24 protein-coding genes are annotated in these 25,655 nt (G+C 59.5%); 12 read left to right on the top strand and 12 right to left on the bottom strand.

Going from position 1 to position 25,655, the window contains the following annotated elements; translation table 11 throughout:
- The first annotated feature begins 53 nt into the window (after positions 1-53).
- Complete coding sequence (gene ilvA / locus DCC27_RS06440; RefSeq protein ID WP_233492048.1) at positions 54-1,328, top strand: threonine ammonia-lyase; 1,275 nt, start codon at positions 54-56, stop codon at positions 1,326-1,328.
- Between the two features lie 15 nt (positions 1,329-1,343).
- Here the strand turns inward: ilvA and DCC27_RS06435 are convergent, their stop codons facing one another.
- The 3 genes from DCC27_RS06435 to DCC27_RS06425 form a co-directional block, all read right to left on the bottom strand.
- Positions 1,344-2,012: a GPP34 family phosphoprotein gene (locus DCC27_RS06435; protein WP_168186088.1), complete on the bottom strand. Its 669-nt coding sequence runs from the start codon at positions 2,010-2,012 to the stop codon at positions 1,344-1,346.
- A gap of 183 nt (positions 2,013-2,195) precedes the next feature.
- The gene (gene greA / locus DCC27_RS06430; protein ID WP_110099629.1) at positions 2,196-2,693 is read right to left on the bottom strand and encodes a transcription elongation factor GreA; all 498 of its coding nucleotides are present in this window, start codon (positions 2,691-2,693) and stop codon (positions 2,196-2,198) included.
- A 256-nt stretch (positions 2,694-2,949) separates the two neighbouring features.
- Complete coding sequence (locus DCC27_RS06425; RefSeq protein ID WP_110101152.1) at positions 2,950-3,465, bottom strand: DUF4307 domain-containing protein; 516 nt, start codon at positions 3,463-3,465, stop codon at positions 2,950-2,952.
- A 228-nt stretch (positions 3,466-3,693) separates the two neighbouring features.
- On the opposite strand from DCC27_RS06425, the gene mca reads away from it, so the two are divergent.
- The 4 genes from mca (at position 3,694) to DCC27_RS06405 (ending at position 7,292) form a co-directional block, all read left to right on the top strand.
- Positions 3,694-4,605, top strand: coding sequence for a mycothiol conjugate amidase Mca (gene mca / locus DCC27_RS06420; RefSeq protein WP_110110579.1), 912 nt, complete (start codon positions 3,694-3,696; stop codon positions 4,603-4,605).
- Positions 4,605-4,976, top strand: coding sequence for a hypothetical protein (locus DCC27_RS06415; protein WP_110101151.1), 372 nt, complete (start codon positions 4,605-4,607; stop codon positions 4,974-4,976). The genes mca and DCC27_RS06415 overlap by 1 nt, the downstream gene beginning before the upstream one ends.
- Before the next feature lie 9 nt (positions 4,977-4,985).
- Entirely contained in the window at positions 4,986-5,765 is a 780-nt protein-coding gene (gene uppS / locus DCC27_RS06410) for a polyprenyl diphosphate synthase (protein WP_110101150.1), read from the top strand.
- A 201-nt stretch (positions 5,766-5,966) separates the two neighbouring features.
- Positions 5,967-7,292, top strand: a complete 1,326-nt coding sequence (locus tag DCC27_RS06405; protein ID WP_233242962.1) for a PhoH family protein — start codon at positions 5,967-5,969, stop codon at positions 7,290-7,292.
- A gap of 43 nt (positions 7,293-7,335) precedes the next feature.
- Here DCC27_RS06405 and DCC27_RS06400 read toward each other — a convergent pair whose 3' ends face one another.
- Complete coding sequence (locus DCC27_RS06400) at positions 7,336-8,007, bottom strand: rhomboid family intramembrane serine protease (RefSeq protein ID WP_110101148.1); 672 nt, start codon at positions 8,005-8,007, stop codon at positions 7,336-7,338.
- A gap of 141 nt (positions 8,008-8,148) precedes the next feature.
- Between DCC27_RS06400 and DCC27_RS06395 the strand changes: the two genes are divergently transcribed.
- From DCC27_RS06395 to DCC27_RS06385, 3 genes are all read left to right on the top strand, one after another.
- Positions 8,149-8,682, top strand: a complete 534-nt coding sequence (locus tag DCC27_RS06395) for an A24 family peptidase (protein WP_110099623.1) — start codon at positions 8,149-8,151, stop codon at positions 8,680-8,682.
- 131 nt (positions 8,683-8,813) lie between these two features.
- Complete coding sequence (locus DCC27_RS06390; protein WP_110099622.1) at positions 8,814-10,061, top strand: amidohydrolase; 1,248 nt, start codon at positions 8,814-8,816, stop codon at positions 10,059-10,061.
- 59 nt (positions 10,062-10,120) lie between these two features.
- Positions 10,121-10,429, top strand: a complete 309-nt coding sequence (locus DCC27_RS06385; RefSeq protein ID WP_148707516.1) for a hypothetical protein — start codon at positions 10,121-10,123, stop codon at positions 10,427-10,429.
- Positions 10,430-10,529: 100 nt separating this feature from the next.
- Here DCC27_RS06385 and DCC27_RS06380 read toward each other — a convergent pair whose 3' ends face one another.
- From DCC27_RS06380 to DCC27_RS06370, 3 genes are all read right to left on the bottom strand, one after another.
- Positions 10,530-11,957 carry a class II fumarate hydratase gene (locus DCC27_RS06380; protein WP_110101146.1) on the bottom strand — a complete coding sequence of 476 codons (1,428 nt, stop codon included), beginning with the start codon at positions 11,955-11,957 and terminating at the stop codon, positions 10,530-10,532.
- Between the two features lie 72 nt (positions 11,958-12,029).
- Positions 12,030-12,674 carry a carbonic anhydrase gene (locus DCC27_RS06375; protein WP_110099619.1) on the bottom strand — a complete coding sequence of 215 codons (645 nt, stop codon included), beginning with the start codon at positions 12,672-12,674 and terminating at the stop codon, positions 12,030-12,032.
- A complete protein-coding gene (locus DCC27_RS06370) occupies positions 12,671-13,369 on the bottom strand; it encodes a DUF4245 domain-containing protein (RefSeq protein ID WP_110099618.1) in 699 nt (232 codons plus the stop codon). Before DCC27_RS06370 ends, DCC27_RS06375 begins: the two co-directional genes overlap by 4 nt.
- Positions 13,370-13,527: 158 nt before the next feature.
- Here DCC27_RS06370 and glpX point away from each other — a divergent pair, with 158 nt between their 5' ends.
- The gene (gene glpX, locus DCC27_RS06365; RefSeq protein ID WP_110099617.1) at positions 13,528-14,541 is read left to right on the top strand and encodes a class II fructose-bisphosphatase; all 1,014 of its coding nucleotides are present in this window, start codon (positions 13,528-13,530) and stop codon (positions 14,539-14,541) included.
- Between the two features lie 9 nt (positions 14,542-14,550).
- Here glpX and manA read toward each other — a convergent pair whose 3' ends face one another.
- The 4 genes from manA to DCC27_RS06345 all read right to left on the bottom strand — a co-directional run bounded on the left by manA (position 14,551) and on the right by DCC27_RS06345 (position 19,534).
- On the bottom strand, positions 14,551-15,900 hold the full coding sequence (manA, locus tag DCC27_RS06360; protein WP_110110577.1) for a mannose-6-phosphate isomerase, class I: 1,350 nt from the start codon (positions 15,898-15,900) through the stop codon (positions 14,551-14,553).
- Between the two features lie 15 nt (positions 15,901-15,915).
- Positions 15,916-17,640, bottom strand: coding sequence for an LCP family protein (locus DCC27_RS06355; RefSeq protein WP_110110576.1), 1,725 nt, complete (start codon positions 17,638-17,640; stop codon positions 15,916-15,918).
- Between the two features lie 77 nt (positions 17,641-17,717).
- Positions 17,718-18,239 (bottom strand): 5-(carboxyamino)imidazole ribonucleotide mutase, encoded by a 522-nt coding sequence (gene purE / locus DCC27_RS06350; protein WP_168186131.1) that lies wholly within the window; start codon positions 18,237-18,239, stop codon positions 17,718-17,720.
- A 107-nt stretch (positions 18,240-18,346) separates the two neighbouring features.
- Positions 18,347-19,534: a 5-(carboxyamino)imidazole ribonucleotide synthase gene (locus DCC27_RS06345; protein ID WP_110123206.1), complete on the bottom strand. Its 1,188-nt coding sequence runs from the start codon at positions 19,532-19,534 to the stop codon at positions 18,347-18,349.
- A 140-nt stretch (positions 19,535-19,674) separates the two neighbouring features.
- Here DCC27_RS06345 and DCC27_RS06340 point away from each other — a divergent pair, with 140 nt between their 5' ends.
- Positions 19,675-20,271 (top strand): GtrA family protein, encoded by a 597-nt coding sequence (locus DCC27_RS06340; RefSeq protein ID WP_110110574.1) that lies wholly within the window; start codon positions 19,675-19,677, stop codon positions 20,269-20,271.
- Here DCC27_RS06340 and DCC27_RS06335 read toward each other — a convergent pair.
- Positions 20,234-21,067, bottom strand: a complete 834-nt coding sequence (locus DCC27_RS06335; protein WP_148707515.1) for a hypothetical protein — start codon at positions 21,065-21,067, stop codon at positions 20,234-20,236. The genes DCC27_RS06340 and DCC27_RS06335 overlap by 38 nt on opposite strands.
- 310 nt (positions 21,068-21,377) lie before the next feature.
- Between DCC27_RS06335 and DCC27_RS12440 the strand changes: the two genes are divergently transcribed.
- Both DCC27_RS12440 and DCC27_RS06325 read left to right on the top strand, forming a co-directional pair.
- Positions 21,378-21,941 (top strand): WhiB family transcriptional regulator, encoded by a 564-nt coding sequence (locus DCC27_RS12440; RefSeq protein WP_110101143.1) that lies wholly within the window; start codon positions 21,378-21,380, stop codon positions 21,939-21,941.
- Between the two features lie 11 nt (positions 21,942-21,952).
- A complete protein-coding gene (locus DCC27_RS06325; protein WP_168186087.1) occupies positions 21,953-25,651 on the top strand; it encodes a glycosyltransferase in 3,699 nt (1,232 codons plus the stop codon).
- The last annotated feature ends 4 nt before the right edge of the window (positions 25,652-25,655 follow it).

The raw sequence follows: 25,655 nt of genomic DNA, 5'->3' as shown, positions 1-25,655 counted from the left end.
GATCCGATCCGCTGCTCTCATCCATCGCGTATCAACCCTCAGGAGACCGACTCGTGACATCCACTGATTCTTCTGTACCTGTATTGCCCGCTGAGGTGCCGGTGAGTTTCGACGATATTCTTGCTGCGCGCGACGTCATTAGCGCGGTAGCGGTGGAAACCGGCATGGAGCACTCCAGAGCCCTGGGGCGGATGACCGGTGCCACGGTGCATCTGAAGTGCGAAAATCTTCAGCGTGCTGGCTCATTCAAAGTGCGGGGCGCCTACAACCGGATGTATCACATTCCCGAAGAGGACAAGGGAAACGGGGTGGTGGCTGCCTCTGCAGGAAACCACGCCCAAGGTGTTGCCTTAGCGGCGTCAAAACTTGGACTGCGCGCCACGATCTTCATGCCCCTAGGAGCAGCACTACCTAAGGTTCAGGCTACGAAAGATCACGGCGCGGAAGTCGTCTTGCTTGGCAATAACGTCGACGAAGCCTTGGCAGCAGCGAAGGACCACGCAACAAAAACCGGGGCAACGTTTATTCATCCCTTCGACGACGAGAAGGTCGTGGCAGGGCAAGGAACTGTTGGACTCGAAATTCTCGAGCAACAACCCGATGTCGACACGGTGATCACCAGTATCGGTGGTGGGGGACTGTTGGCAGGGACAGCAATCGCCATCAAGGAACTGGCACGGCGACAAGGACGCGACATCACGATTATCGGTGTGCAAGCCGAAGATGCGGCCGCCTACCCGGCCTCGCTGGCCGCTGACGGCGTCGTTTCTCTCGAGCAGCTCACGACGATTGCTGACGGCATTGCGGTGGGCCGTCCGGGCAATCTACCCTTTAGCATCATCAAGGATCTCGTGGATCACGTGGTGACAGTTTCTGAAGACCAAATCGCTAACGCTTTGGTGTTCTTATTGGAGCGGTCCAAGATGGTGGTCGAACCAGCCGGTGCGGTATCGGTGGCGGCGTTGATGTCGGGGAAGCTGAAGGACCTGGGGCTGGCACCGAAATCAGTGGTCGCGCTGTTGTCCGGGGGCAATATTGACCCGCTGTTGATGCTCAAAGTGGTTCAGTCGGGTCTGTTGGCAGCCGGACGCTATCTCACCGTGCGGATTCCCCTCCGAGATCGCCCAGGCGAGCTGAAGAACGTGTCACGGATTATTGCCGAGGCCGAAGCGAATGTCATCGGAGTGGACCACACCTCAATCGGTCCTTCGCTGGGCATGGGCGAAGTGTATATCACCATTAATATGGAAACACGTGGCCATTACCACTCAGACCACCTACTTGAAAAACTTCGTGAAAGTGGCTATGAGCCCGAAATCACGCACTAAGGCCTGGGGACGTGGCTACAGTGTAGCTGGTCCTAGCTGCGACTTAGCCATCAATGCTGAGGTGCCACTGGTCTGAGCGTGCAACACCGACAGCACCGGGTGGTGCCCATCAAGCTCGTGCACCCGGTTGCTGAAGTCCTTTTGCTCCCAACCAGCGTTGGCGGTCGCGAACATGAGGCCGGTGGCGTTGATGCTCTCAATGATGCCCAATAGTAGACGGTCTTCGTAGGTGGCCTCACGACGCCCCAACAGCACCTGCGTTAGAGGTGTGATGACCTCTTCAGCGGTGGTATCAAGAACGAGCTCGTAGTGCGTTGGCCTAAACGGTCCTGGGTTATGGGTGGACACCAAACCGTTGTGCTCAAAGTTGTCCAAGACACCCTGCAACGGATCGAACTTCTTGGACTTCACGATCCGGGAGAGCTCGTCGCCCGTCTTATCGCGCAGTTTCTCGACGACGTCGTTCAAGGCCGGGGAGCTCGGAGTTTTTTCCTTGACGATAATCTTCGGATTATCCATGTTCCACGGTTCGGTCAGCTCGGCGGGGGTAAAGGACACCACGCCATCGGTCTCCAAATCGGCCATGGTGGCTGCCACCCGTGCTTTCGAGAGCAAGGAGGAAACTCCTGCTAGCTCGTCTTGGAACTCCAGGCTGAGTACTACGAAACGCTCTACAATCTTCACAAATCCTAGGCTAGCAGTTAACTGCCACAATCACAGATGGTCTACCAGCCACTTTGTCATCTGCGTGGTTGCTCTCAGCACAGTGGGCAAGGGGAAATAACACCAGGAATATTGTCCCTTAAACAAGTCCCGGGCCTCGGTGTTGCACGCGAGGCCCGGGAGGAGGCGAAGCTTCTGAAAAAGTTACTTTCCAGGATTGTAGGGAGTAACCTTCTTCAGAACAACTTCGATGTCCTTACCATTCGGGGCAGTGTAGGACAGGGTTTCGCCAGCTTGACGACCGTGAATTGCTTCGCCGAGGGGAGAGCGCTCAGAGTAGACATCGAGTTGCTCGTCTTCGGAAGCGATTTCACGGTTACCAAAAATAAAGGTCATTTCGTTACCGCCGACGGTGGCCTCAACGACCATACCGGCCTCAACGACGCCGTCGTCCTGTGGCGTGTCGCCCACAACTGCGTTCTCCAACAGCTGTTTTAGTTCCGCGATGCGGCCTTCGTTTTTGGACTGTTCTTCACGAGCGGCGTGGTACCCGCCGTTCTCCTTCAAGTCGCCTTCATCGCGGGCCGCTTCAATGCGGTCGACGATTTCTTGACGACCTTCGCCAGCGCGGTATTCGAGTTCTTTGCTCAACCGGTCATAGGCTTCTTGGGTCAGCCAAGGAGCTGAGGGTGAGGTGGTCATAATTCCTCCTTGAAGGATCGTTTGGCAGGGAAAGTTTGAGTTGTCCACTGCACGTCAAGTTCTTTACTGCACAAAGACCCGCCGTGGGGCGTGCGGTTTAACCGAATCCGATTTTATCGGATGCGATTCGCATGCCCCCACGACGGGACTTCGTCAACGCTTTTGCGGGGTTAGGGAGAATTCTAGCACTGGACCGCGACACGGTGTAGTCTGGTCGCCGTGGGAGCGTCTACCGGGCTCTCTTGCGCCAGGAAGGCTACCGTTCGACATCAAAATATGAGATGTTGCTGGGACCGTCTTCGTAGTACCAGCAATCATTCACGCCACCATTGGTTCCTAGCCCATCGGTTCGGACCTGGACGTCGTAGTAACTAGTCAGATCTGAGGGGCTGGAATCAATTTGTTCGCCGATGGCCTCAGGGCCAATGATGACTGTTTTCCATCCCACCACCGCATAATTATCGGCCAGCACCTGCACCGCACAGGAGACCGTGGCGTCGTGCTCTTTAGTGAGCTGGAAGCGAACAGTGGCATGATCTTCGGAGACGATGTCGAAGCCCACGTCTTTATAGCTCAATCGGTCTTCGGTCATCGAGTAGGTCCACACACCGGCGAGCGCTACGGCTAGAATGAGAGCCGTCACCGCAATAATGATCCCCCAACGACGCCGTCGCTCCTGCCTTTCAGGCGAGTTCTTACTTTGGGAGCGACCATAACGATTGGCTAAGCTATCAGAAGCCGATGCCTGCGCCGGAACTGGGCTATTGACCATAGACTTAAACTCTACCCAGCCACGGCGTAGCACAGCCAATGTGACCGTGAAGCAGTGGATCAGGAGTACAGACAACTCGTGAGCGTTTCAACACAACAAAGGTCCGGATCATCGCAACACCCAGAGTTTGGTGTACCCGTAGGATCCGAAGACTACGGTAGCACGCAGCCGAGTGACTATCAGCGTCCAGAAGCCACCGATGTTCCGCCCTCCCAAGGGTTGCGCCTGATGGCTGTTCACGCACACCCCGATGATGAATCCTCCAAGGGGGCGGCGATGATGGCAGCATATGAGGATGCCGGTGCTGACGTCATGGTGGCATTGTGCACCTCGGGAGAAGCTGGGTCGTTGCTGAACCAGCACTACCAGGGTGACGTTGCCCGTTTGCACCGAGACATGACCGCGGTACGGCGAGTCGAGATGGAAGAGTCCTCTCAAGCGCTTGGCATAGACTACCGCTGGCTCGGGTTTATTGATTCGGGCCTGCCAGAAGGCGACCCAGTTCCCGAACTACCCTATGGGGTTTTTGCCAATTCTGATCGTGATACTCAGGTCGCGGTGCTAGTACGACTGATTCGAGAGTTTCGCCCCCATGTGTTGATTTCCTATGATGAGATCGGTGGCTACCCCCACCCCGATCACCTGCGCGCTCACGAGATCACCGTCAAGGCGTATCAAAGCTCAGGCGATCCGCAAGCCTATCCGGGCACAGGGCAAGCGTGGGAAGTATCCAAGCTGTACTACGACCGGGCTTTCAACCCGGATAAATATTTTGCCCTGCACAAAGCCTATGAAGCCTCCGGCCAGACCTCGCCTTATGCGGATCGCATTCAGTGGTACGAGCGGTTGCAATCCGGTGAAGACCCGGACGCGTGGCGGTTGACCAAGCACCAGGTCACCACACAGATTCCAGTGGGGAACTACCTGGACCGTCGCGATGCTGCACTACGGGCTCATGCCACGCAGATCGATCCGCACGGGTTCTTCTTCACCCCCCACGACATTGTGCGGGATGCCTGGCCCTGGGAAGACTACGTGCTGATTGACTCGCGCGTACCAACTCACCTGCCCGAAACCGACCTGTTCTCCGGTCTGCGCACCCCCACCCCAGACCAGGCAGATCAGGGAAACGAGGCCTGATGACAACTGCCCTGCAGACCGCGGTCCTGCTGGCCGCTGAGGAATCGAACTTGCGCCCCGGACTCGACCAGGAAGAGGTCACTCCGGGTATTGAAGGGTTTCTGCTGACCTTTCTGATGGTGGCGCTGTCCGTGGTGGTTATCCGCATGATGGTGCGCTCGGTCCGCAAAGTGAAGCTACGTTCCAAAACCGCCGAAGATATGCTGGTGGAGCGAAACCAGCCAAGACTTTCTGAGAAACAACGCCAGCGCCCTGAGATCGACGAGCTCAGCCCTGACCGTCTCGGAATGATGCGCAAGAAGTACCCCGGCTATTTGGACTCGCCTCCGCTCGAGCCACAAGAGCCTGAATCTGGGCGGGACCATCGCTAGAGTTGGGGTATGGACTATCCCGACCTGTTTTATCGACTTTACGAGCGCCGGTTAGCTCAGGGCCTTGACGCCTCCCGTTTGCCCGGGCATATCGGTGTCGTCCTGGACGGCAACCGGCGCTGGGCGAAAGCCGCGGGGGAGCCTACTGCCCGGGGTCACCAAGCCGGTGCCGATAAGATCCTCGAGTTTTTGGGGTGGAGCGCAGAGATCGGGATCCCAATGGTAACTCTCTATATGCTCTCCACCGATAATCTGAATCGGGATGCCTCCGAGCTGAGGTCCCTGGTCGCTATTATTTCCGATACGCTCAAACGGCTGGAAGAAGGCGAAATCAACGGTCGGCCGATCAAAGTCCAACCCGTGGGGTCGACCGAGATTTTGCCAGCATCGCTCTCCGAACAAATCCGTCACCTTACGCGGCGCGGTGCCCAACACAATGAATCCGGGATGCACGTGAACGTGGCAGTCGGTTACGGCGGTCGTCAAGAAATCGTGGACGGGGTCAAAGAGCTTCTAATCGAAGCCGAAGAACAAGGCCAAACCCCCGGTGACGTGGCGGAAAAACTCAGCATCGAAGAAATCTCGAATCGACTGTACACCCGAGGTCTTCCGGACCCCGACCTGGTGATTCGGACCTCCGGTGAACAGCGACTCTCCGGATTTTTGATGTGGCAGTCAGCCTACGCCGAATTTTACTTTTGTGAAGCTCTATGGCCTGATTTTCGGCGGGTTGATTTCCTGCGTGCCCTGCGTGATTATGCCTCACGACAGCGCCGGTACGGGAGTTAAAGCCACAGCTGCGCACCTGCGGGATTCACCGGGAGTTCATGTCCTGGTTAGCTCTTTCTCACTGAATGCCCGTACCCTCTGACTCGTCAGGAAAGGTACGTAACCGAGAGACCTCTTACATTAACGGCAGGAGCTTCCACCGTGTCGCTTACCCCTCCCCGTTCTGTTTCCGTTCCGCAGACCACGGCGGCAGAACACAATATCGACCAAAACCAACAGACCCCAGCATCAGAAACCGAGGTCAGGACTTATCTCCTGGATACCTCGGTTTTGTTGTCTGACCCGCACGCTCTGCTGCGGTTCGCCGAGCACAAAGTCGTGTTACCGATCGTGGTCATTTCTGAGCTGGAGAAGAAACGTCACGACCCGGAACTAGGTTATTTTGCCCGCTCAGCATTACGGTTGTTGGACGATCTACGCGTCCAACATGGGTCGCTAAACCAGCCGGTCCCGCTCAATGACGAAGGCGGTCAACTGGTGGTCGAGCTCAACCACATTTCGGTCGACGTTTTGCCCTATGGCTTCCGTGGCACTGATAACGATTCCCGCATCCTCGCGGTGGCTCAGAACCTCTCTGATGAAGGTGAACGCGTCACCGTCGTGTCCAAAGACCTACCCATGCGTGTCAAAGCCTCCTCCATGGGGCTGGAAGCCGATGAATACCGCAACGAACTGGTCAAATCTTCCGGGTGGACCGGCTTGGACCGCCTGGACGTCACCGACGAGCAGCTCTCCCAGCTTTACTCCGGAGAGAACCTGCTGGATGATCGTGTGGCAGAGATGCCCATCAACACCGGGCTGGTTCTCAACTCCGGTACTGGCTCTGGACTAGGGCGCGTCACCGAAGACCACCAGATTCAACTGGTCAAAGGTGACACCGAAGTCTTCGGCGTGCACGGTCGCTCAGCCGAACAGCGTCTAGCCATCGACCTGCTCAACGATCCCAGTGTCGGGATTGTTTCGCTGGGCGGTCGCGCCGGCACCGGTAAGTCGGCGCTGGCACTGTGTGCAGGTTTGGAAGCAGTGTTGGAACGTGGCGACCACCGCAAGGTCGTGGTCTTCCGTCCGCTCTACGCAGTGGGCGGACAGGACCTGGGATACTTGCCCGGTTCAGAGGGTGAGAAGATGTCTCCGTGGGCCCAGGCGGTCTTTGACACCCTCGGAGCGTTGGTGTCTCCGACCGTGATGGATGAAGTCATCGAGCGCGAATTACTTGAGGTTTTGCCCTTGACTCATATTCGCGGCCGGTCTCTGCACGAGTCGTGGGTGGTGGTCGATGAGGCCCAATCATTGGAGCGCAATGTGCTACTCACGGTGCTGTCCCGGATCGGGCAGAACTCCAAAGTCGTGCTGACCCATGACGTAGCGCAGCGCGATAACCTGCGTGTGGGCCGTCACGACGGTATTGCTGCAGTTGTCGAGACGCTGAAGGATAACCCGTTATTCGGCCACATCACGCTGACCCGTTCGGAGCGCTCACCGATTGCAGCGCTGGTGACTGAACTACTTGAAGACCGCATGCACTAAGCCCCGGGCCGCAGCCCCACACATCGTACACAAGCCAGGCAGGTCAGGACACGATACGTCGGGCCTGCTTGGCTTCTTTTAACGCCTTGCGTTCAGCCCGGATATCTTTGGTGAGCGTCAGCGCGGCCACGATGCCGGCAATCACCCCGCCCAGGTGTCCTTGCCAGGACACACCTGCCTGCGGGAACAATCCCCATACCAGTCCGGCATAGCCGATAATCGTGATCACCGAGATCAGCATGGCCCAGAATTTACGGACCAAGATGCCGTAGATCATCAAGAACGCGGCATAACCGTAGATCACCCCGGACGCGCCAGTATGCACCGAGTTGGAACCGCCGATCAGCCACGTGATGACACCGGAAATCAGCCAAATCTGAAGGGTCACCTGACCATACTTGCGCGTGATCACCGCCAGGAGTGTGCCCAGGATGATCCAGGGCACCGTATTGGAGAGCAGATGAGAAAAACTAAAGTGCAGCACCGGAGCGGCGACAATCCCGACCAACCCCTCGAGACTGCGTGGTTGAATACCGGCGGCATTCGATAATGCATACCCGGTGACGGCGTTGATGATCTGCAAAACCCACATGACCGCCAGCGGCACCAAGACCGGGGCCCACGCCCACAGAATGCGACGGGTTAGGGAATTGTCATCGCTGGACTGCTCGCGTGACTCGGCGGATTCATCTGTACGGGAACGAAAAAGGGCCATAACCGGTCCGATCCTTCAGGGGACAACAAAGGGTAGGTGAGTTTCTAGTGTCCAGTCTACTGAGAACTCCCTACCAGTCAGCTGTGGCGAGATACCCACAGGGGGCGCACTCGCGCTCGTGAGACCGCATGTCTCTTCGGTATGCTCGCAACTGTGTTCAGCCTGCTGTCGGAAATGACCTTCTCAGCCCACACCCCGGGGTTCGTGTGGCTGTGCTGTGTCATCGCGATGCTGATCTATGTGGTCAGCTGCATCGTGTTGTTCACGGTTGATGTGCGGCAACACCGGCTACCCAACGGGTGGACTGCGACCTTGGCCATCGGTGCAGTGGCCTTCTTAGGCGTGAGCACGTTGATCGCTCCGCAGGATTCTGTAGCCCATGGCAGACTAGCCACGATGGTCGTGGGCTTGTTCGGATATCCCGCGGTGATGTTTGTGTTGCATCTGATCACCCGGGGTGGCTTGGGCATGGGGGATGTGAAACTTGCCGCCGGGCTGGGCGCCTATACCGGTTTTGTCGGCTGGGAAGCCACGGTGGTGGCGCTAGTGTTGGGCTTCGTGTTGGGTGGCCTCATTTCCCTGGTTGCGGTGGTGTTCACCTCGGCGACCTGGGCCTCACGCATTCCGTTCGGGCCAGCGATGATCCTCGCAGCCACCTTCGCTTTGCTGGGATAAATGTCACCTGGGGCTCCAGAGGCGATGTGTCCTAGCACGAACACCGGTTCTGATCCTAGAGTGGACATCACGTCCACCGACGCCTGTCGGGTCCACTATTCCGATGACCGACTTTTTGGAGGGTTGCCATCATGTCATCAGCTCTTTCTGCTCTGTTCGATGACCTGAAAGACATCGTTGCCCAACGTACTGAGCTCTATCAACACCTGCACCGCAACCCTGAACTGAGTATGCAGGAACACGACACCGCCAACACTATTGACAAAGAGCTCTCCGACCTGGGGTTGGAGACACAGCGTATTGGTGGCACGGGAGTCGTGGCGGTCATCACGAACGGCCCGGGTCCGACCGTGCTGGCCCGGGCAGACATCGACGGACTACCGGTGACCGAGAACACCGGGTTGGATTACACCTCGGAACGTGAGGGCGTGATGCACGCCTGCGGTCACGATATGCATATGGCCACGTTGTTCGGAGCCATCGATGTGCTACTCCAACACCGCGATGCCTGGTCCGGAACCTACATCGCCCTCTTCCAGCCTGGAGAAGAAAAAGCCGCAGGAGCCAAAGCCATGGTTGAAGACGGCTTGGTCGACAAGATCCCGACCCCCGATGTGTGCTTTGGCCAGCACGTGATGGTTTTTGAAGCCGGACATATCGGCGTCGTTGCCGGCCCGGTCATGTCGGCCGCCGATTCGGTGAAGATCACCGTCCACGGTCGAGGCGCCCACGGATCCTTGCCCCAAAACTCCATCGACCCGGTCGTGATCGCCGCGACGATCGTGTTGCGTTTGCAGACCTTGGTCTCGCGGGAGATCTCCCCCTCCGACTTTGGTGTGGTGACCGTCGGCGCGCTCAACGCTGGGTCCAGTGCCAACATCATTCCTGATAAAGCCGAGCTCCGTCTTAATCTGCGCACCTACGACAGTGCGGTGCGTGACAAACTGGTGGCCGGCATCGATCGTATTGTACAGGCCGAATGCGAGGCTGCTGGAGTTGAGAAAGAACCGGAGATTGAATACTACGACCAGTTCCCGCTGACCACCAACGACGAGAGCCTGACCGAGCGAGTGGCTGAGGCCTTTGAGCAGGTCTTTGAGGATGGTCAGGTGTTCCGTAGCGCGCGGGTGCCGGCCTCGGAGGACTTCAACATCATCCCTGATGCCTTCGGAGTGCCGTATCACTACTGGCAACTTGGTGGCACCGACCCGAAGCTATTTCGCTCGAGTCTCGAAAACGGCACGTTGGTCGAAAACATCCCGGTCAACCACTCACCGGGTTTCGCTCCGGTCATCGATCCCACGCTGGAAGCTGGCATCAAGGCGCACCTCGCAGCTGCGTTGACCTATTTGGGACAGGACCAAGCCCCCCAAAGCTAGCGGATCGATCGTGTTCCCCCTCTCGTTCTGAACGTCGTGACGCGGTTATGCTCCATGGCGTGAACTTTACTCCAGAGACGGCCGTTTCGGTCTCACAGATTGTCGTCATGCTACTCGTCGCAACGATGCTGGGCCCTTGGGCCAAACAGGTCTTAGCACCGCAACGACGCCACCGGAGGCATCGGTGGTTGCAGGTGACCTCGTGGCTGTCCTACTTCTCGAAGGTTTTTGCGCTGTTTGGCTTGCTGATCAACATGCAGGCGGTGTCATTGCTGTTGATCGCGCTACCCCACAGGGCCGTATTTGCTCTCGCACGGCCTGATACCGCCGGGAGGAGACGTCCTCGGCGTGCGCTGATCAGCCAGTAGGAACTCCACAGGCCCCGGAGCAGTAACGCTGTCGGGAACTGTTCGGAGCCTGCGGTGGTTGGTACGTGGTGATCTCGGGACGATGCTGGTCCCGGGGAGCTTACTCGCCGGGGTGGGTCATCGACATCAAATCCAGGGCCTCGTCGAGCTGTTGTTCGGTAACGTCACCTCGGTCCACATAGCCCAGGGCAATAACGGCTTCACGCACGGTGACCTTTTCGTTCACGGCGTGCTTGGCGATCTTGGCAGCTGCTTCGTAGCCGATCAGCTTATTCAGCGGGGTCACGGTCGACGGGGACGCACCAGCCAAGAAGGCAGCGCGCTCAACGTTGGCCTGAATGCCAGCAATCATCTTCTCCGCCATGACCTTCGCAGAGTTGGACAGCAGCCGAATGGACTCCAGCAGGTTCGCTGACATGACCGGGATACCCACGTTGAGTTCGAACGCACCGTTGGTAGCAGACAGCGACACAGTGGTGTCGTTACCGATCACCTGCGCGCACACCTGGATGACAGCCTCACAGATCACGGGGTTGACCTTGCCCGGCATGATGGAGGAACCCGGTTGAAGGTCCGGGATCGCGATTTCGCCCAGACCGGTGTTGGGGCCCGATCCCATCCAGCGCAGGTCGTTGTTGATCTTCATCAGCGAGTAGGCGATATTGCGCAACTGTCCGGAGGCTTCCACCAGGCCGTCACGGTTGGCTTGAGCCTCGAAGTGGTTGCGAGCCTCGGTGATGGGCAGACCGGTTTGTTCCACTAAGAGCTCGATCACGCGCTGGGAGAAGCCCTTCGGGGTGTTGATCCCGGTACCGACGGCAGTACCGCCCTGGGGAACCTCGGCTACTCGGGGTAGCGAGGCGTCGATACGCTCGATGGCGTAGCGCACCTGAGCGGCATAGCCACCGAATTCCTGGCCCAAAGTCACCGGGGTGGCATCCATCAGGTGCGTCCGACCGGACTTGACGACCTCGGCGAATTCTTCAGCCTTGGTTTCGAGCGAGCTGGCCAGGATGTCCAAGGCCGGCTTGAGGTCGTTGATCAGCGCGCCGGTAACGGCGACGTGCACCGAGGTGGGGTAGACGTCGTTGGAAGACTGGGAGGCGTTGACGTGGTCGTTGGGGTGAACCTCGGTGTCCGAACCGGCCTCGGCCAGAGCGCGGGTGGCCAGAGTAGCGATGACCTCATTGGTGTTCATGTTTGAGGAGGTTCCGGAACCGGTCTGGAAGACATCGACCGGGAAGTGGTCGTCGTGTTCACCGGCAATGACCTGATCGGCTGCGGCAATGATGGCCTCGGCACGCTCGGCGTCGAGCACACCCAGTTCCTGATTGGTGCGGGCAGCGGCTTTTTTGACCTGCGCCAGGGCGTAAATGTTCTGCGGTTCGATCGGCTTGCCCGAAATCGGGAAGTTCTGCACGGCCCGCTGGGTCTGGGCTCGATACAGCGCGTTGATGGGGACTTGAACCTCACCCATGGTGTCGTGTTCAGTGCGGTACTGTTGCTGGTCGTTGTGCTGTTCGGTCATTGGTTGTGTCCTCTCTGACTGATCTGACGGATGTGACGGATCGAAGGGGGCCTGGAGTGGGGACGGTGGGGCTTAGGCAGTGACAGGTCCTAGCGTATCGCCGACCTGCACGGTGCCGTCGGCTAGCGAATAGGTCAGGGCCATCACCGCGGTGCGACCGGCTTCCACGGCCTCGGCCACCACCCGGTTGGAGTCAACCAGCCGATGGACCATCTGGTCGGTGTGTTCTAGCACGGTGCCGTCGACGTCGGTGATGCCGGCCTGGCGGGCCGCCATGACCGATGGCGTGATGCGCTCGACCAAAGAACGCAGAAAGCCACCGGGGACGGTGCCGGACTCATAGGACTCCACGGCGGTGGTGACTGCACCGCAAGAGTCGTGGCCCAGCACCACGATCAGCGGTATATTGAGCACCCCAACACCGAATTCCAATGAACCCAGCACGGCATCGTCGATGACTTGCCCGGCGGTGCGAATCACGAATACATCGCCGAGACCGACATCAAAAATAATCTCGGCAGCCAACCGCGAGTCAGCGCATCCGAAAATGATCGCAATGGGTTCTTGAGAGGTGGCCAGCTCTTGGCGACGGGCAGCATTCTGGTGCGGGTGGGTGACTTGTCCGGAGACGAACCGGGCGTTGCCGTCTTTGAGCGCCTGCCATGCCTGATCAGGGGTCAGTGTAGCGTTGGCGTCCTCGGTGGGGGTATCGGTCATGCGTCAGCCTCCTGGGGCGGGGTAGCAGTGGATGGTGCGGTAGCCGAGGTCTTCTCCACGGCGACCTCACGGTCTTCGATCAATGTTGCGGTCAGCTGCGATAACTGGTCGTCGGGTAGCGAACCTGACACCACGAGGGTGACCGGTTCGGTGGCCTTCGGGTCGGGGACCTCCCCAACTAAGTAGGTGTGTCCATCTTCTGCATAGTAGACCTCGAAGGGATAGTTCAAGATTTCTGCAGCACCCTGGGGCTCGCCACTTTTGACCCGGTCATCAATCCACAACTCTCCAGCCCCAGCCGCCTGATCGACGCCAAAAAATTCGTCGTCGTCGCTGGAGTACCCCACCGACCAGTAGGGTGTGTCATCATCGGCAGAGGGATTGTGCCAGCGGGCGTAGTTGGCCGACCAGTCCTCGGGAAGTTCGGGAATGACAGGATCAAAGCTGGCCACACTGCTGGCCTCGGACGCGGTGGCTGCGACGTCAATGTCCAGGTCGTAATCGCCACCTTGGCGCGGGTTAAAAGCGATCACAATACCGACCACGACCAGCGTGATTAACACCGAATAGGCGATTCCCTGAATATTTTGACGCATCCGCTGCGACTGAGATTTCGTGACCCGCGGTTTGGGCGCCTCCACGGGTTGCTCGGATGCCCCAGCGGGGCGGGACTGGTCTTGGCGCTCAGAACTCACCCCTCCATTCTGCCAGCAATGCGGACCGAGGGGTGGCTAGCTTACGACGCGGCGAGTGTGACCGACGGTGGCATCGAGGACGACGGACTACGATAGAAGAACATCTACACGAGCCATCATTCGGCTCACCGAACATGATCCACAGCTGGGAGCGCACTATGACGAGCGAAGACATTGGCACCACCGACCCGACACGCCCGGACCGAAACTTGGCAATGGAGCTGGTCCGGGTCACCGAGGCCGCCGCGATTGCTGCCAGTCATTGGGTGGGCTACGGAGATAAGAACCGTGCCGATGGCGCCGCGGTCGACGCGATGCGCGCCTTCATGGACACCGTGAACATGCGTGGCACCGTGGTGATCGGTGAAGGTGAGAAAGATGAAGCCCCGATGCTGTACAACGGCGAAGAGGTCGGTGACGGTTCTGGCGCTGAAGTTGACGTGGCGGTGGACCCCATCGACGGCACCCGGCTGACTGCGATGGGATACAACAACGCGTTGTCGGTGTTTGCCGTGGCAGAGCGGGGTACTATGTTTGACCCCTCGGCTGTGTTCTACATGGAAAAGATGATCGTCGGACCTGAGGCTGCTGAAATGGTGGACTTGCGTCTGCCGGTTAAACAGAACGTGCACCTGCTGTCCAAGGCCCTGGATAAGCCGGTCTCACAACTCAATATCTGCGTATTGGATCGTGGCCGTCACGAGGGTCTTGTGCGAGAAATTCGTGAAGCTGGTGCTCGCGTGAAGTTCATTATGGACGGCGACGTGGCCGGCGGTATCGCCGCGGCCCGGCATAACACCGACGTGGATATGATGCTCGGCATTGGTGGCACCCCGGAAGGCATCATCACTGCGTGCGCGGTGAAGGCCATTGGCGGAATGATTCAGGGCCGGCTGGCTCCCACCGATCAAGCCGAGCGCGAGAAAGCACGTGAATACGGCCATGACCTGGATCGGGTGCTGACCACCAATGATTTGGTGTCATCCGATAACTGCTATTTCGCCGCAACTGGCATCACCGATGGTGACCTGTTGCGTGGTGCTCGGTACTACCGGGACCGGGTTGAGACCCAGTCGATCATCATGCGTTCAACGTCCGGAACGGTGCGCATCGTTGAAGCAGAACACCGGCTGGATAAGTGGAATAAGTGGGTGCCGGCGCCAGAGCGCTAAACGTGGGCGCTAACTCCGCGCGGTGGGCACGCCAGTGGCAAAGACCGTGGAGTTTGCGGATTGGGCGACCATCGATACCGGGGCTCCGGCTGCGTGGGAAGCGCTGGCGTGCGGGAGCACGGCCGCCTGACCGGGGTTGAGCTCCAGCTGGCGGGTTCCACTGGAGAGCATCACTGACCCGGCGGTGCAGACCAGGATCACCGGCTGGGCGAGGTCCGGGACTAAGACAGTGGCAGGGTCGAGAGTTAAGCTGAGGTTCTCGGTCTCGAAATCAGCGCGAAGCACGCAGAATTCCTCGACCGGTGGGCACAGCGAGCTGAGCGTAATGCCTGTGGCGAGGTCGGTGTTGGCACGTTCATCACGAGGGTAGACCAGTGGTTCACCCACCGGCGCATAGTCGAGCATGGTATCGAGCTGGTCTCGGTCAATATGCTTGCTGGTCAGCCCACCACGCACGACGTTATTCGAGGCAGCCATGACTTCTAGCCCGAGTCCTTCCACATAGGCGTGGAGCTGCTGCGCGGCGAGGAAGATGGCCTGTCCCGGGGCCAGTTGTACCCGGTTCATCAGCAACGTGACCAACACGCCCGGGTCTCGGGGGAAGAAGTCTGCTGCCAAGGCGGCGGTATCGAGGCTTTGGTCATCCCGACGAAGTTGTTCGGCGTGATGGATGACTTGGATCACTCGTTCGACCCACCCGGATTCGGGATCGACCCAGGGTCCGGAAGGGTCCAAGAGCAAGTGTAGGGCTTGCCGGATGTTGCCACCGCTAAGAAGCAAGGAAATCCGGGCCAGGGCTGCTGAGAGGTCGGTGGTGACCTGCTCGTGGTGTTCTGCTTCGGCCTCGGCCAGACGCTGGAAAGAATAGGAGGCCTGCACCGGATCCCGGAAACCACACAGGGCGACGAAATGTGTGAGTGCGATCAGCATTTCAGGTTTGTGCTGATCATCCTGGAAACACCGGCGCGGGTCGGATAGCGCGATACCGGCGGCGTTTTCTCGGGCGAAGCCCTCGCGAGCCTGCTGTTGGTTGGGGTGAGCCTGCAACGACAGGGGCTGGGCGGCTGCCAAGAGCTTTGTAAGAAAGCCAAGCTCTCCGGTGATCTCGGTCAGCGGGACCGTGGGGTGTTCCTGACCTTGCGGGGCTGAGTCGAAAGGATTGAGATCGTGCTCGTCGATGTGCACAGCGGAGATCCCGGACGGGTGGGTGCCGAACCACATCTCAGCTTCGGGTCGCCCGGTGGGTTCGCGGGATTGCAGGTCCGCTAGCAAAGTGACTGAGCCCCAGTCGTAGTCTTTCAGAGTGCCCTGAAGCGCGAAGAACGCAGGGGCGGGCGAGGTCTGTGTGTGGGAAGTCATGAAATCACCGGTGTCCTAGTCCCCGGGGTGGCAGTACTGGTTGGTGGAGGAAGCTTCCTCCAGGATCGCGGTTTGTCCGGCATCATCGGCTTGCATCAGAAATTCTTCGGTGAGCGGTTCACCATTGGGTTGCTTGGGCGGTTCTGGCCAGTCCTCGGAGTCTTGCGAGGTGGCGCCACCACGTTCCCGCCCGGTGATCTCATCACCTTCAATATCGGTGGGAATGTGCACCGGGACAGGGGCCAGATGCGTTGCCAGGGGAGTGATATGGGTACCGGTCGCCGCGTTGAGCGGAGTGCCGTCCTCAGCCACAAGGGAACCTACCCGCTGATGAATCTGATCGAAATCAGGATAGGTGGAGAACTGGTTGCCTTGTTCGCCGAAGTCGGGCGCACCAATCGTGAGACGTTTCAAGGGTAGCTTCTGTGACTGGGCGCCGAGGTTCAAGAACGTACCCAGCTGTTGACCGGGCAGATCGGTTTCGACGATCTGTTCGCCGGCGCTCAGAATGTCTTGGAATTTCGTCAAGAGTGTTGGCAGATCAAATTGGGCGAGCATCGCCTGTTGGATACATTGCTGACGCCGGATTCGAGAATAGTCCGAAGAATATTTACGCGATCGTGCATAAGCCAGCGCGTCATCACCGGAGAACGTGTAGGTTCCCGGACCCCACCAGATATTGCCCCATTGTCCGGTATCCGGGCGGGTACCGCGGTGAATGACCCAGCCGCCGGAGGTCACCGTGACCCCGCCCATGGAATCAATGAGTTGGGCGAAACCGTCCATATCGAGCATGATGTAGCCCTGAACCTCCAGGTTGAGAATGCCGCTGGCCGCATCCTTCATCGCTTCAGCGCCTGGATCGTCAGCGTTGGGGTAGAGGTCGGCGTGATTGTTGGTCACATCGGTGTACAACGCGTTGATGATGCACTCATCGCCACAGTCGAATCCGTTGGGGTAGACGTCCCAGAGCGGAGAACCCTCCCGGAACTGCGCGTTCTGGAAGTTGCGCGGAATGGAGAACAAAATGATCTGACCGGTTTCGGCATTGATGGAGGCGACCGAAATGGAATCGGGCCGTAGACCGGCGCGCCCCTCACCGGCGTCTGCACCCATGACCAGAAAATTATAGCGCCCATCGACCGGGGCCAACGCCGGGCCGGAGGCGAAGATATTGCCGATGGTGGTTCGGGAAGAGTTCACGATCAACGCGGCAGCGAACATGGATCCTGAGGTCAGCAACATCGCCAGGGTGGTCACCACAGCCACGATGGGTTTCATCCCCGGCGCTAAGGCACGTAGGCCAATGATGGAAAAAGTTGAGATCCACAGCACGAGCCACACCAGACCTAAGAAGGTCAGCACGACCACTAAGAGCAGCTGAGCGGAGGGATAGCTGAGGATGTGAAGCAGGAAGCCTCGCGCAAACAGAGCTAAAAGCGCGGTGACCACAATTAACGCCCACACGGCAACAGTCACGCCCAATCCGAAGCGACCCAATTTTCGACGCCCAGTAATCGACTGCGCGCCACCAGGGACAAAAATGGTCAGCGCGATCATGATGAAAGCGCGTTTGGTGCGTTGTTTCCAAGTTCCAGCAGAGACGTCAACGAGAGCATCGTCGCTGCAATAGCCCTCGAATTGGGCTTCGAAGCGCTCATAGCGTTCACGCCGGGCAGCAGCTGATTCCTTAGCAACTCCGCGTTGAGTAGCGGTAGGGCGGGGAGGGGGAGGCGTCATAGTACTACCGGAGTTTAGTCGTTGGTAACAGACCTACGGTGGTATGTGAGGTGGCGAGTTTAGGTCGTCGGGCGAGTTTAGGTCGTCGCTTGCCCAGCGTTACCAGGACGGTCAGCCAAAGTTGAGCGCAAACGCTGGCCTTTGGCATGAGCCGCATCGCGCAACTCGGCGGAGAAGGTGTGCAGCCGGTCACGCAGAGCTTGTGCTGTCTCGGCATCGTGGTGCGAAGCCCCCAGGATGCGGGCAGCCAGTATTCCGGCGTTGCGTGCTCCGTTGATCGAGACGGTGGCCACCGGAATCCCAGCGGGCATTTGCACGATGGACAATAATGAGTCTAGCCCTTCTAGGGACTTGAGCTTTACCGGTACGCCAATAACGGGTAGCACCGTGGTCGAGGCCAACATGCCGGGCAGGTGCGCTGCTCCGCCGGCTCCGGCGATCAGCACTTCGAGCCCATTGGCTTCTGCCTGGGTGCCGTATGCGATCATTTCGTGTGGCATCCGGTGTGCGGAAACGACATCGGCCTGATAGCTGACCCCTAGTTCTTCGAGAACTTGGGCCGCCTCCTGCATGACCGGCCAATCTGAGTCCGAACCCATCACCAAGCCCACGCGAGGAGCCGTACCACCGTGTGGTTGCGGTGCTGTGGTTTGGGCGGTGCTGTGCTGTTCAGGATGGTCGGATGAAACCATGAGCCAGAATATCCTTATCTATCCGGAAGTTCGTCTGTTGCCGGCTCGGAGCCGTCGCGGATGATGGCCGCGGTGCGTTCGGCGATGCGACGGGCATCGTCTAAGGAACGCTGCGGGTTCGTCAGGACGTTGACATGGCCCACTTTACGCCCAGGACGTACCGATTTGCCGTAGGCATGGATCTTCGCCTGCGGATAGCGTGTCATCGCAGTATTGAAAGCACCGTAAAGGTCTTCGTTTGCCCCGCCCAGGTAGTTTTTCATCACCGTGAATTCAGCCACCGGCGTGGTTGAACCCAGAGGCAGATCCAGTATCGCGCGTAAGTGCTGTTCGAACTGGCTGGTTGTGGCTCCATCCATGGACCAGTGCCCGGAATTATGGGGCCGCATTGCCAACTCGTTAATCGAGAAACCCGACTCAGAATGGGGGTCCTCGAACATCTCCACAGCCAACATGCCGGTCACGCCCAGTTGCTCGGCAATAGTGACAGCCGCCTGCTGAGCTGCGCTAGCGATGGTCTGGTCAAGGTTCGGGGCCGGTGCGGTCACCAGATCACAGACCTCATTGGTCTGGATGGATTCCACCACCGGGTAGGGGGCGGTTTCTCCGCTGGGCCGACGCGCTACCTGAGCGGAGAGCTCCCGGGTAAATTCCACACAGTCTTCGACCAACAGTGCGTCGAAGGGCAGGTCAAACCAGTTAGCGCTTTCGTGAGCGTCCTCTGCACGGCGAATCAGACGCACCCCTTTACCGTCGTAGCCCCCGCGCGGGGTCTTTAATATCACCGGGTACCCAATGGACTGCGCTGCGGAGATCAATTCCTCCACGTTGGATACGGCCCTGTATGCCGGTTGTGGCAGGCCTAAGGCCGTCATTTTCCGGCGCATAGCCAATTTGTCTTGGGCATAAAGCAATGCGTCAGGGCCGGGGTGAAGCGCGACACCCTCAGCCTGCAGGGTCCGGAGGTGCTCACTGGGGACATGCTCGTGGTCAAAGGTCAGCACATCCACTGATCCTGCGAAACGTCGCAACGTGTCCAGATCGTGATAATCACCCACGGTGGACCGACAAGCAGCTGTGGTGGCGCTGACGCCCTCAGCTTCAGCAAGAACGTGTAATTCGATTCCTAACTCAATGGCGGGTGGGGCCATCATACGGGCCAACTGTCCGCCGCCAACTACGCCAATCTTCGGAAAACTCACCCTCTTAGGGTACCCACTTCTGGTGCGGTAGCGTGAAATTCAGGAATTTGGCAGGTGAAGGTACTAGAGTATCGACGTTATTCAGCAGCCCACCTTGGCTTCACCTATCGACCCACTCAAACCAAGGAGAGACAAACACGATGTTGTCCAGCCTCTACCAGCGCATTCGAGGTCTGGTGGCTTTGCTGTGGCGCGAGGTTGCCAAATTCGGTGTGGTGGGTGGCATCGGGTTCTTTATTGACACCGGTGTGTTTATCTGGCTGATATCAGGACCAATGGAGGGGTCCAACACCAAAGCCAAACTGGTGGCCACTGCGGTGGCCACCGTCTTCTCATGGGTTGCGAACCGCTACTGGACCTTCCGACACCGGCGACAGTCCAACGTGGCGCGTGAGCTGGTGCTCTTCCTGGTGATGAACGCTATCGGTGCGGGTATTCAAGGCGCGTGTGTGTTCATCGCCGACTACCTGTTGGGCGTCAACTCTGCCTTCGGGCTGGTCATCGCCGGTAACGTTATCGGGTTGTTCTTTGGCACCGTTTTCCGGTTCTTTGCCTACCGCTTCTGGGTGTTCAGCGAAACCGTCGAAGCCGACCCCGCCTTTTCCGATGACGAAGTCCTGATCGGCTCGCGCAGCGGAGACACCCCTGCAGACAACGCCAGCACCCCGCAGACGTCCTCGTCTAGTGGAGCGGGCGGGACTAACGGGACAAACGTTGCTCGGCCAGAATCTGATTAACGAGCCGCTGATCCTCAGGGGCTTGTAGCGAGCTGAGTCCGAGCAACACCACCACCCCGTGGTGACTCCATGCGTGCAGGATAGCTTCGACCAGCTGGCGTGAGCACCGTAGCCCGTCGGTGGCAATTAGCACCCCACCGGTGACTAACTCCACGCGGGAGCTCAAGCCGGCCTGGGACAACTCCCGCGAGAGAGCAACCGGATCCATGGGGGGTTGCCAGGCAGAAAGGATATTCTGGGGCGGATAAGTCGGCTGATCGGGCTGAGCGAGCACCTCTTGGTCAACCGAGATTAAGGACGGATCGTCGTCGGCGCTAGCACCTACCACAAAGATCTCAGCTGAGGTATCTAACCACCGCTGGGGGCGGTCTGTGATGACCAAATCTGGCTGGTCACCGGTCTCAGCAGACTCACCCAATACGCCATGGTCAATCGGAGCGGGATATGCCAATGTTACGTGGCGTTGATGGAACAGGGCCCCGAAGACTAAACACGTTGTGAGCCAATCAACCGGTAGGTCAATGACACACGTGTGATGCGGATCGTCGCATCCAGTAGCACTCAACAGGTTCGCGACTTTATGTACCCAGTTCATGGCCACCGTTCCTGAGAGTTCGGTGCGAACTGTCTTAGAATTAGCTGAGGAATCAGGGCCCGGATCAGGTGTCGCACTGGTCGCATAATCGACAATGACGGGGGTAGGTCTATGGGCCAATTCGGCGAAAAGATCGTCCTGGTCACCTAGCGGGTCTCCCGGTATAGAGCCGGACGAAAACAACGATGTTATCGATACCACGATCACTGCCCTTTCACGGCAAACACCTTGAGATTTGGTTTCTTCTCACGCCGGATCTGCAGTTAATTGTAACTTGACCTCAGGGAGTTACAACGGTGTAATTAGAGGAAATACGACGTAGAGAAAGTGGCCCTACCGGTCTGATCTACGGCTTGGCGCTTCCCGTGCTTCACATCGTTATGGTGGTCAGCTCTGCTGGACGAGCTGTGGTCCTGTTGTGGATAGGTTCCACCTTGCCAGAGCTGTCGGTGACCTCGGGTGAGCCACGCCGTGACCGACGGGTCGGTCATGATGAAAGGAACCTGAAGGTATGGACAACGCACAACGGCAGGAAGAATCCCGCCGCGGCGCACAGCATCGGGGGTCAGCCTCGCGTGCCGTGCCATCAGACTGGTTTCTCGACCCGGCCGATCCAGATGCGGCCGAAGCGATCGAGGCGAGCCTCGACGATCAGGCCACCGCTTTTTTGGCAGCCCACGAAGCTCTCGAGGATCTTGACGAGCAACAACAAGCCGACCTGGAGGCTGGCCAGTCTCATAACGTCACAGCACTGCACTCCGTTCCGACCGCCCCGCAGAAACAGGCGCCTTCCTCAGGGGTACAAAGCATCTGGCTGGGCTTGCCCGGCTTCGGTGACACTGCCGATGACGGCGAGCTGGCCTGGCAGGCCGATGCGCTATGTGCTCAAACAGACCCGGAAGCCTTCTTTCCCGAAAAAGGTGGGTCAACGCGCGATGCCAAACGCGTCTGCGCCCAATGCACGGTGCGCCAAGAATGCCTGGACTACGCCCTAGCTCACGATGAACGCTTTGGGATCTGGGGCGGAATGTCAGAACGCGAACGGCGCCGGTTGCGTAAGAAAATGTCCTCGTAGTTCCCATTATCGTGCCTACACCCCACGTCACCGCTGTCGTTTTAGCTCAAACCATCACCGGTGGTCTGCCCGAAACTGTCGCTTCTGTCCTGGGACAGCATCGGGTTCCCGACCAGCTGGTGGTGGTCACCTCGGCAACTGTCGACGCTGAGGAGCTCGACCGTGTCAATGTCTTATGTGTTGATGCGGACATGGACTGGCACCATCTGATCCACCCCGACCCCTCGTCCACGTCGCTGGCGACGGCGTTGCGCAATCTCCCCAAGAACGGCCAGGTAGGAGAACCGGCCGAGCAACAGTCTGATTGGCTGTGGTTGATGACCAACTCGACCGTGGCTCAACCCAACGCGCTACAAGCGGTGCTGAACGAAACGGAAGTCTCGCCTTCGGTGTATATTGCCGGGGCGAAACAGGTCGCCTTTGAGGACCCGCGCCAGCTTCACGACGTGGGTCTGACCGTCTCCACCCGGGGTGAGACCTACACGCTGGTGGAACCCGGTGAATTAGACCAGGGGCAGTACGACGACCGGTCTGATGTCTTTGCCGTCTCGGTGCCCGGCATGCTAGTTCGGGCAGATATCTGGAACAAACTCGACGGTTTTGACCGCCTCAGCCCCGCGCTGTCTCGCGGAGTAGATCTCTGCTGGCGGGCCCGGCTGGCTGGTGGTCGCGTCGTGGTGGTTCCCTCGGCGGTGATCGAGAACTTCGACGACGACCAGATTCTGCAACGAATTGAAGCGATCAACGAACGTCGCCAGCACCAGGCCGAGCAGGACCAGTCTGACCAAGGGCAATCCGAACAAGACCACGTCGAACAAGACCCCACCTCAACGTCAACGATGACCGTGCCGATGCCCGACAGCCCGGGGGTGGCCGAATACCAAGAGTCGGCAACCTGGTTGCGCATCAAACACTGCCCCGGTGCCACCCTGATTGTGCTGTGGCTGTGGGTGCTGATCTCTAGTTTCGGTATTTTGCTCGGCTCTCTGGTCGTGAAAGCGCCCGGCGTGGGCTTTGACCGTTTCCGCGGGATCTGGCGCGCCGGAAGTCACCCGATCCGGCTGGCTCGCTCCATCTCGCGGGCGGCCGAAACCCGCACAATGAGCCTCTCGGCCGTCGATGACCTCCGGGCAGATCCTGCCGAAATCCGCAACTTCCGACGTTCGCTGGTTGCAGAAGACGAACCTGAGTTCACCATCGGTGACGGTACCGGCTCCACCAGCGCGCCAGCGCAAGACGAACCCACCGGCGGGCACGACGAATTCGTCGCACTGGCCACCCCCGAGCGCAACTGGGTCGGGCTCGGTGCGGTCGCTTTGCTTCTTGGTTTGGGTGCGCTCAGCCTGATCGGGTTGCGTGCCTTTTTTGGCACACCGGCCCTGAGTGGTGGGTCCATAGTGCCGGTGACAGCCGGCATCACCGAGCTGATCGACACCGGTTTCGCCGCCTTCGCGCCCGTTGCCGCCGGTGCCTCCGGCTATACGGGTCCCTCCATCTGGATTCTGGTGTTGCTGGCCCTAACCGGCTCGGCCTCCATCGCCGTAACCACCCTGATGATGTTAGCGATGCCACTGTCCGGTATCGCCGCTTGGGCCATGGCTGGGGCGATCACCCGACGCCGGGGCGCCCGCGTGGTGATCGGACTGTTCTGGGGGCTTGCACCCACTTTGTTGATCTCCCTCGGACAGGGCCGGTTCTTCGCTGTTGTGGCCCACCTGCTCTTGCCGTTGCTCGTGCTGGCCGTCATCCGCGCCACCGGTTCCGCCAGGCCCCGCCGGGCGCCGTCACTGATCGGAGCCTCCGCCAACCCCGATGTGAGGACCGTGACCTCTCGCCCCGGATTTGGCGGGGCATTATCCTGGACCGCATCCGGCTGGGTGGCGATCCTGATGGCGCTGATTACCGCCGCTGCACCGGTGTTGCTCCTGCCCCTCGTGCTGATCGTGGTCCTGCTGGCATCCTTTGTGGGCACCCGTGGCAAAACGCTGTGGTGGACCCCGCTGCTAAGCCTGTTACTGATGGTCCCGGTGCTCTTCACGCAATGGAATAATCTGCGCGCCATCTTCGCCGATCCCGGTGTACCCCAGGGCTATCTGCCCGCCAACCTTCTGGAACAGCTCCTGGGTTTCCCCGAAGCCCTAGACCCCCACGGCGGAGTCGCCAGCCTGCCCTGGCTGAGTGACTGGTTACCGCAGATCCCGTGGGCCGGGGTTATCGTGGCGGTGATCAGCCTGCCGGTGCTACTCTTGGCGATCTGCGGTGCCTTCCACCGTGGTGTCAGCGGTGTTCATGCGCGTGTGGGGTTGCTGATCGCTGCCGCTGGGTTGCTGACCGGTTGGTTGGCGACCACGGTTCCCGTCTCGGTGGATAGTGCGGGAACCCCGGTATTGATATACACCGGCACTGCCGTCTCGTTGACCGGAGTCGGGCTTCTCATGGCCGCCTGTAGCGGACTCGAGGTCCTCATTCGGGCCTCGACCGCTCTTCACGTCATCGCGGTCAGCACCGGATTGGTGACCAGCCTGGTCGCGGCCATGGTGTGGTTGATCCCCTCGGTGGTTCCGCACGACATCTTAGACGATGCCCGCCAAGACGCCGCGACCACGGTCACCTTGGAAACCGCCAACCCTGACCCGAGCTTTGCCGACCTGACCGCCCAACGTCTGATCACCGGTTCCCCAGTGCGCACCCTTCCGGCTACCGCCGCCGATCAGGGCACCTCACCGGTCAACACCCGCACGCTGGTATTAGAACGCACCCATGACGGCATGAACGCCACCCTGGTCACCGGTGCCGGTGCTTCGCTACAGGACTACTACGGAACCTGGACCTCGCGGGCGCTGACCGGGCCCCTCTTCAATCCCGAAGTCGCCACTGCCGATGAGGCGGACGAAACCCTCCGCTCGGTGGCAGCGGCCCTGACCTCTGAGTCTGGTGGGGACCCCCGCCAGCAACTAGAAGACCTCGGCGTTGGCTTCGTCGTGCTCCGCGACCCTGATGGGGGAGAGGCTTCCATCGCGTCCTCGGTCGACGCCATCACCGGGCTGGCCCCGGTCGGACTGACCTCAGAAGGATGGCTGTGGCGGGTGAACGCTCGCACCGATGACCAGCAAGACCAAGGTCTCGCCGTGCTGGCCACAGAGCACACCGGTCAGCACAGTAGCGGCGTGAATACCGCAGCGATGCGTATCACCCGCGAGGACGGACAACCGGTCTGGCTGGTGGGCTCCGATGGTCTGGATGGCCAGGCCCAGTTCCCCGAGGTCCTTCCCACCAACCTCACCGAGGACTCCGAGCAGCCGTTACGCTTGACCCTGGCCTACCGCGCCGATCCCGGATGGCACGCAGAGCTTGACGGCGAACCGCTTACTGCCGTTACCGGCGAGAATTCTGGTTGGCACCAGCAGTTTGAGCTACCGGACGACGTGGCCGGCAAACAGCTACGGGTCAGCTACGATCCGGGGCTGTTCACCTGGTATTGGCTGATTCCTGCCGTGGCGCTACTGGCCACGATACTGTTGGCCATCCCCTCGCCGGTCACTCGCCGTCGCCCCAGTGCCCCGTCCTCGCAGGCGGGTCCCGGTCAGACCAATGACCTCGGTCTGTCCGATTCCGAGGGCCCCTCCCATGCAACTCCCGCCGATGCCGAGGCCGATGCCTTCGGGTTTGGCCCCTACACGCCTGATGACTCCTGTAGCGGAAGGCAATGATCCC

This window comes from Auritidibacter sp. NML130574 (genome assembly GCF_003185725.2).
Classification (GTDB): domain Bacteria; phylum Actinomycetota; class Actinomycetes; order Actinomycetales; family Micrococcaceae; genus Auritidibacter; species Auritidibacter ignavus.
This window is presented reverse-complemented; position numbering and strand designations above follow the sequence as displayed.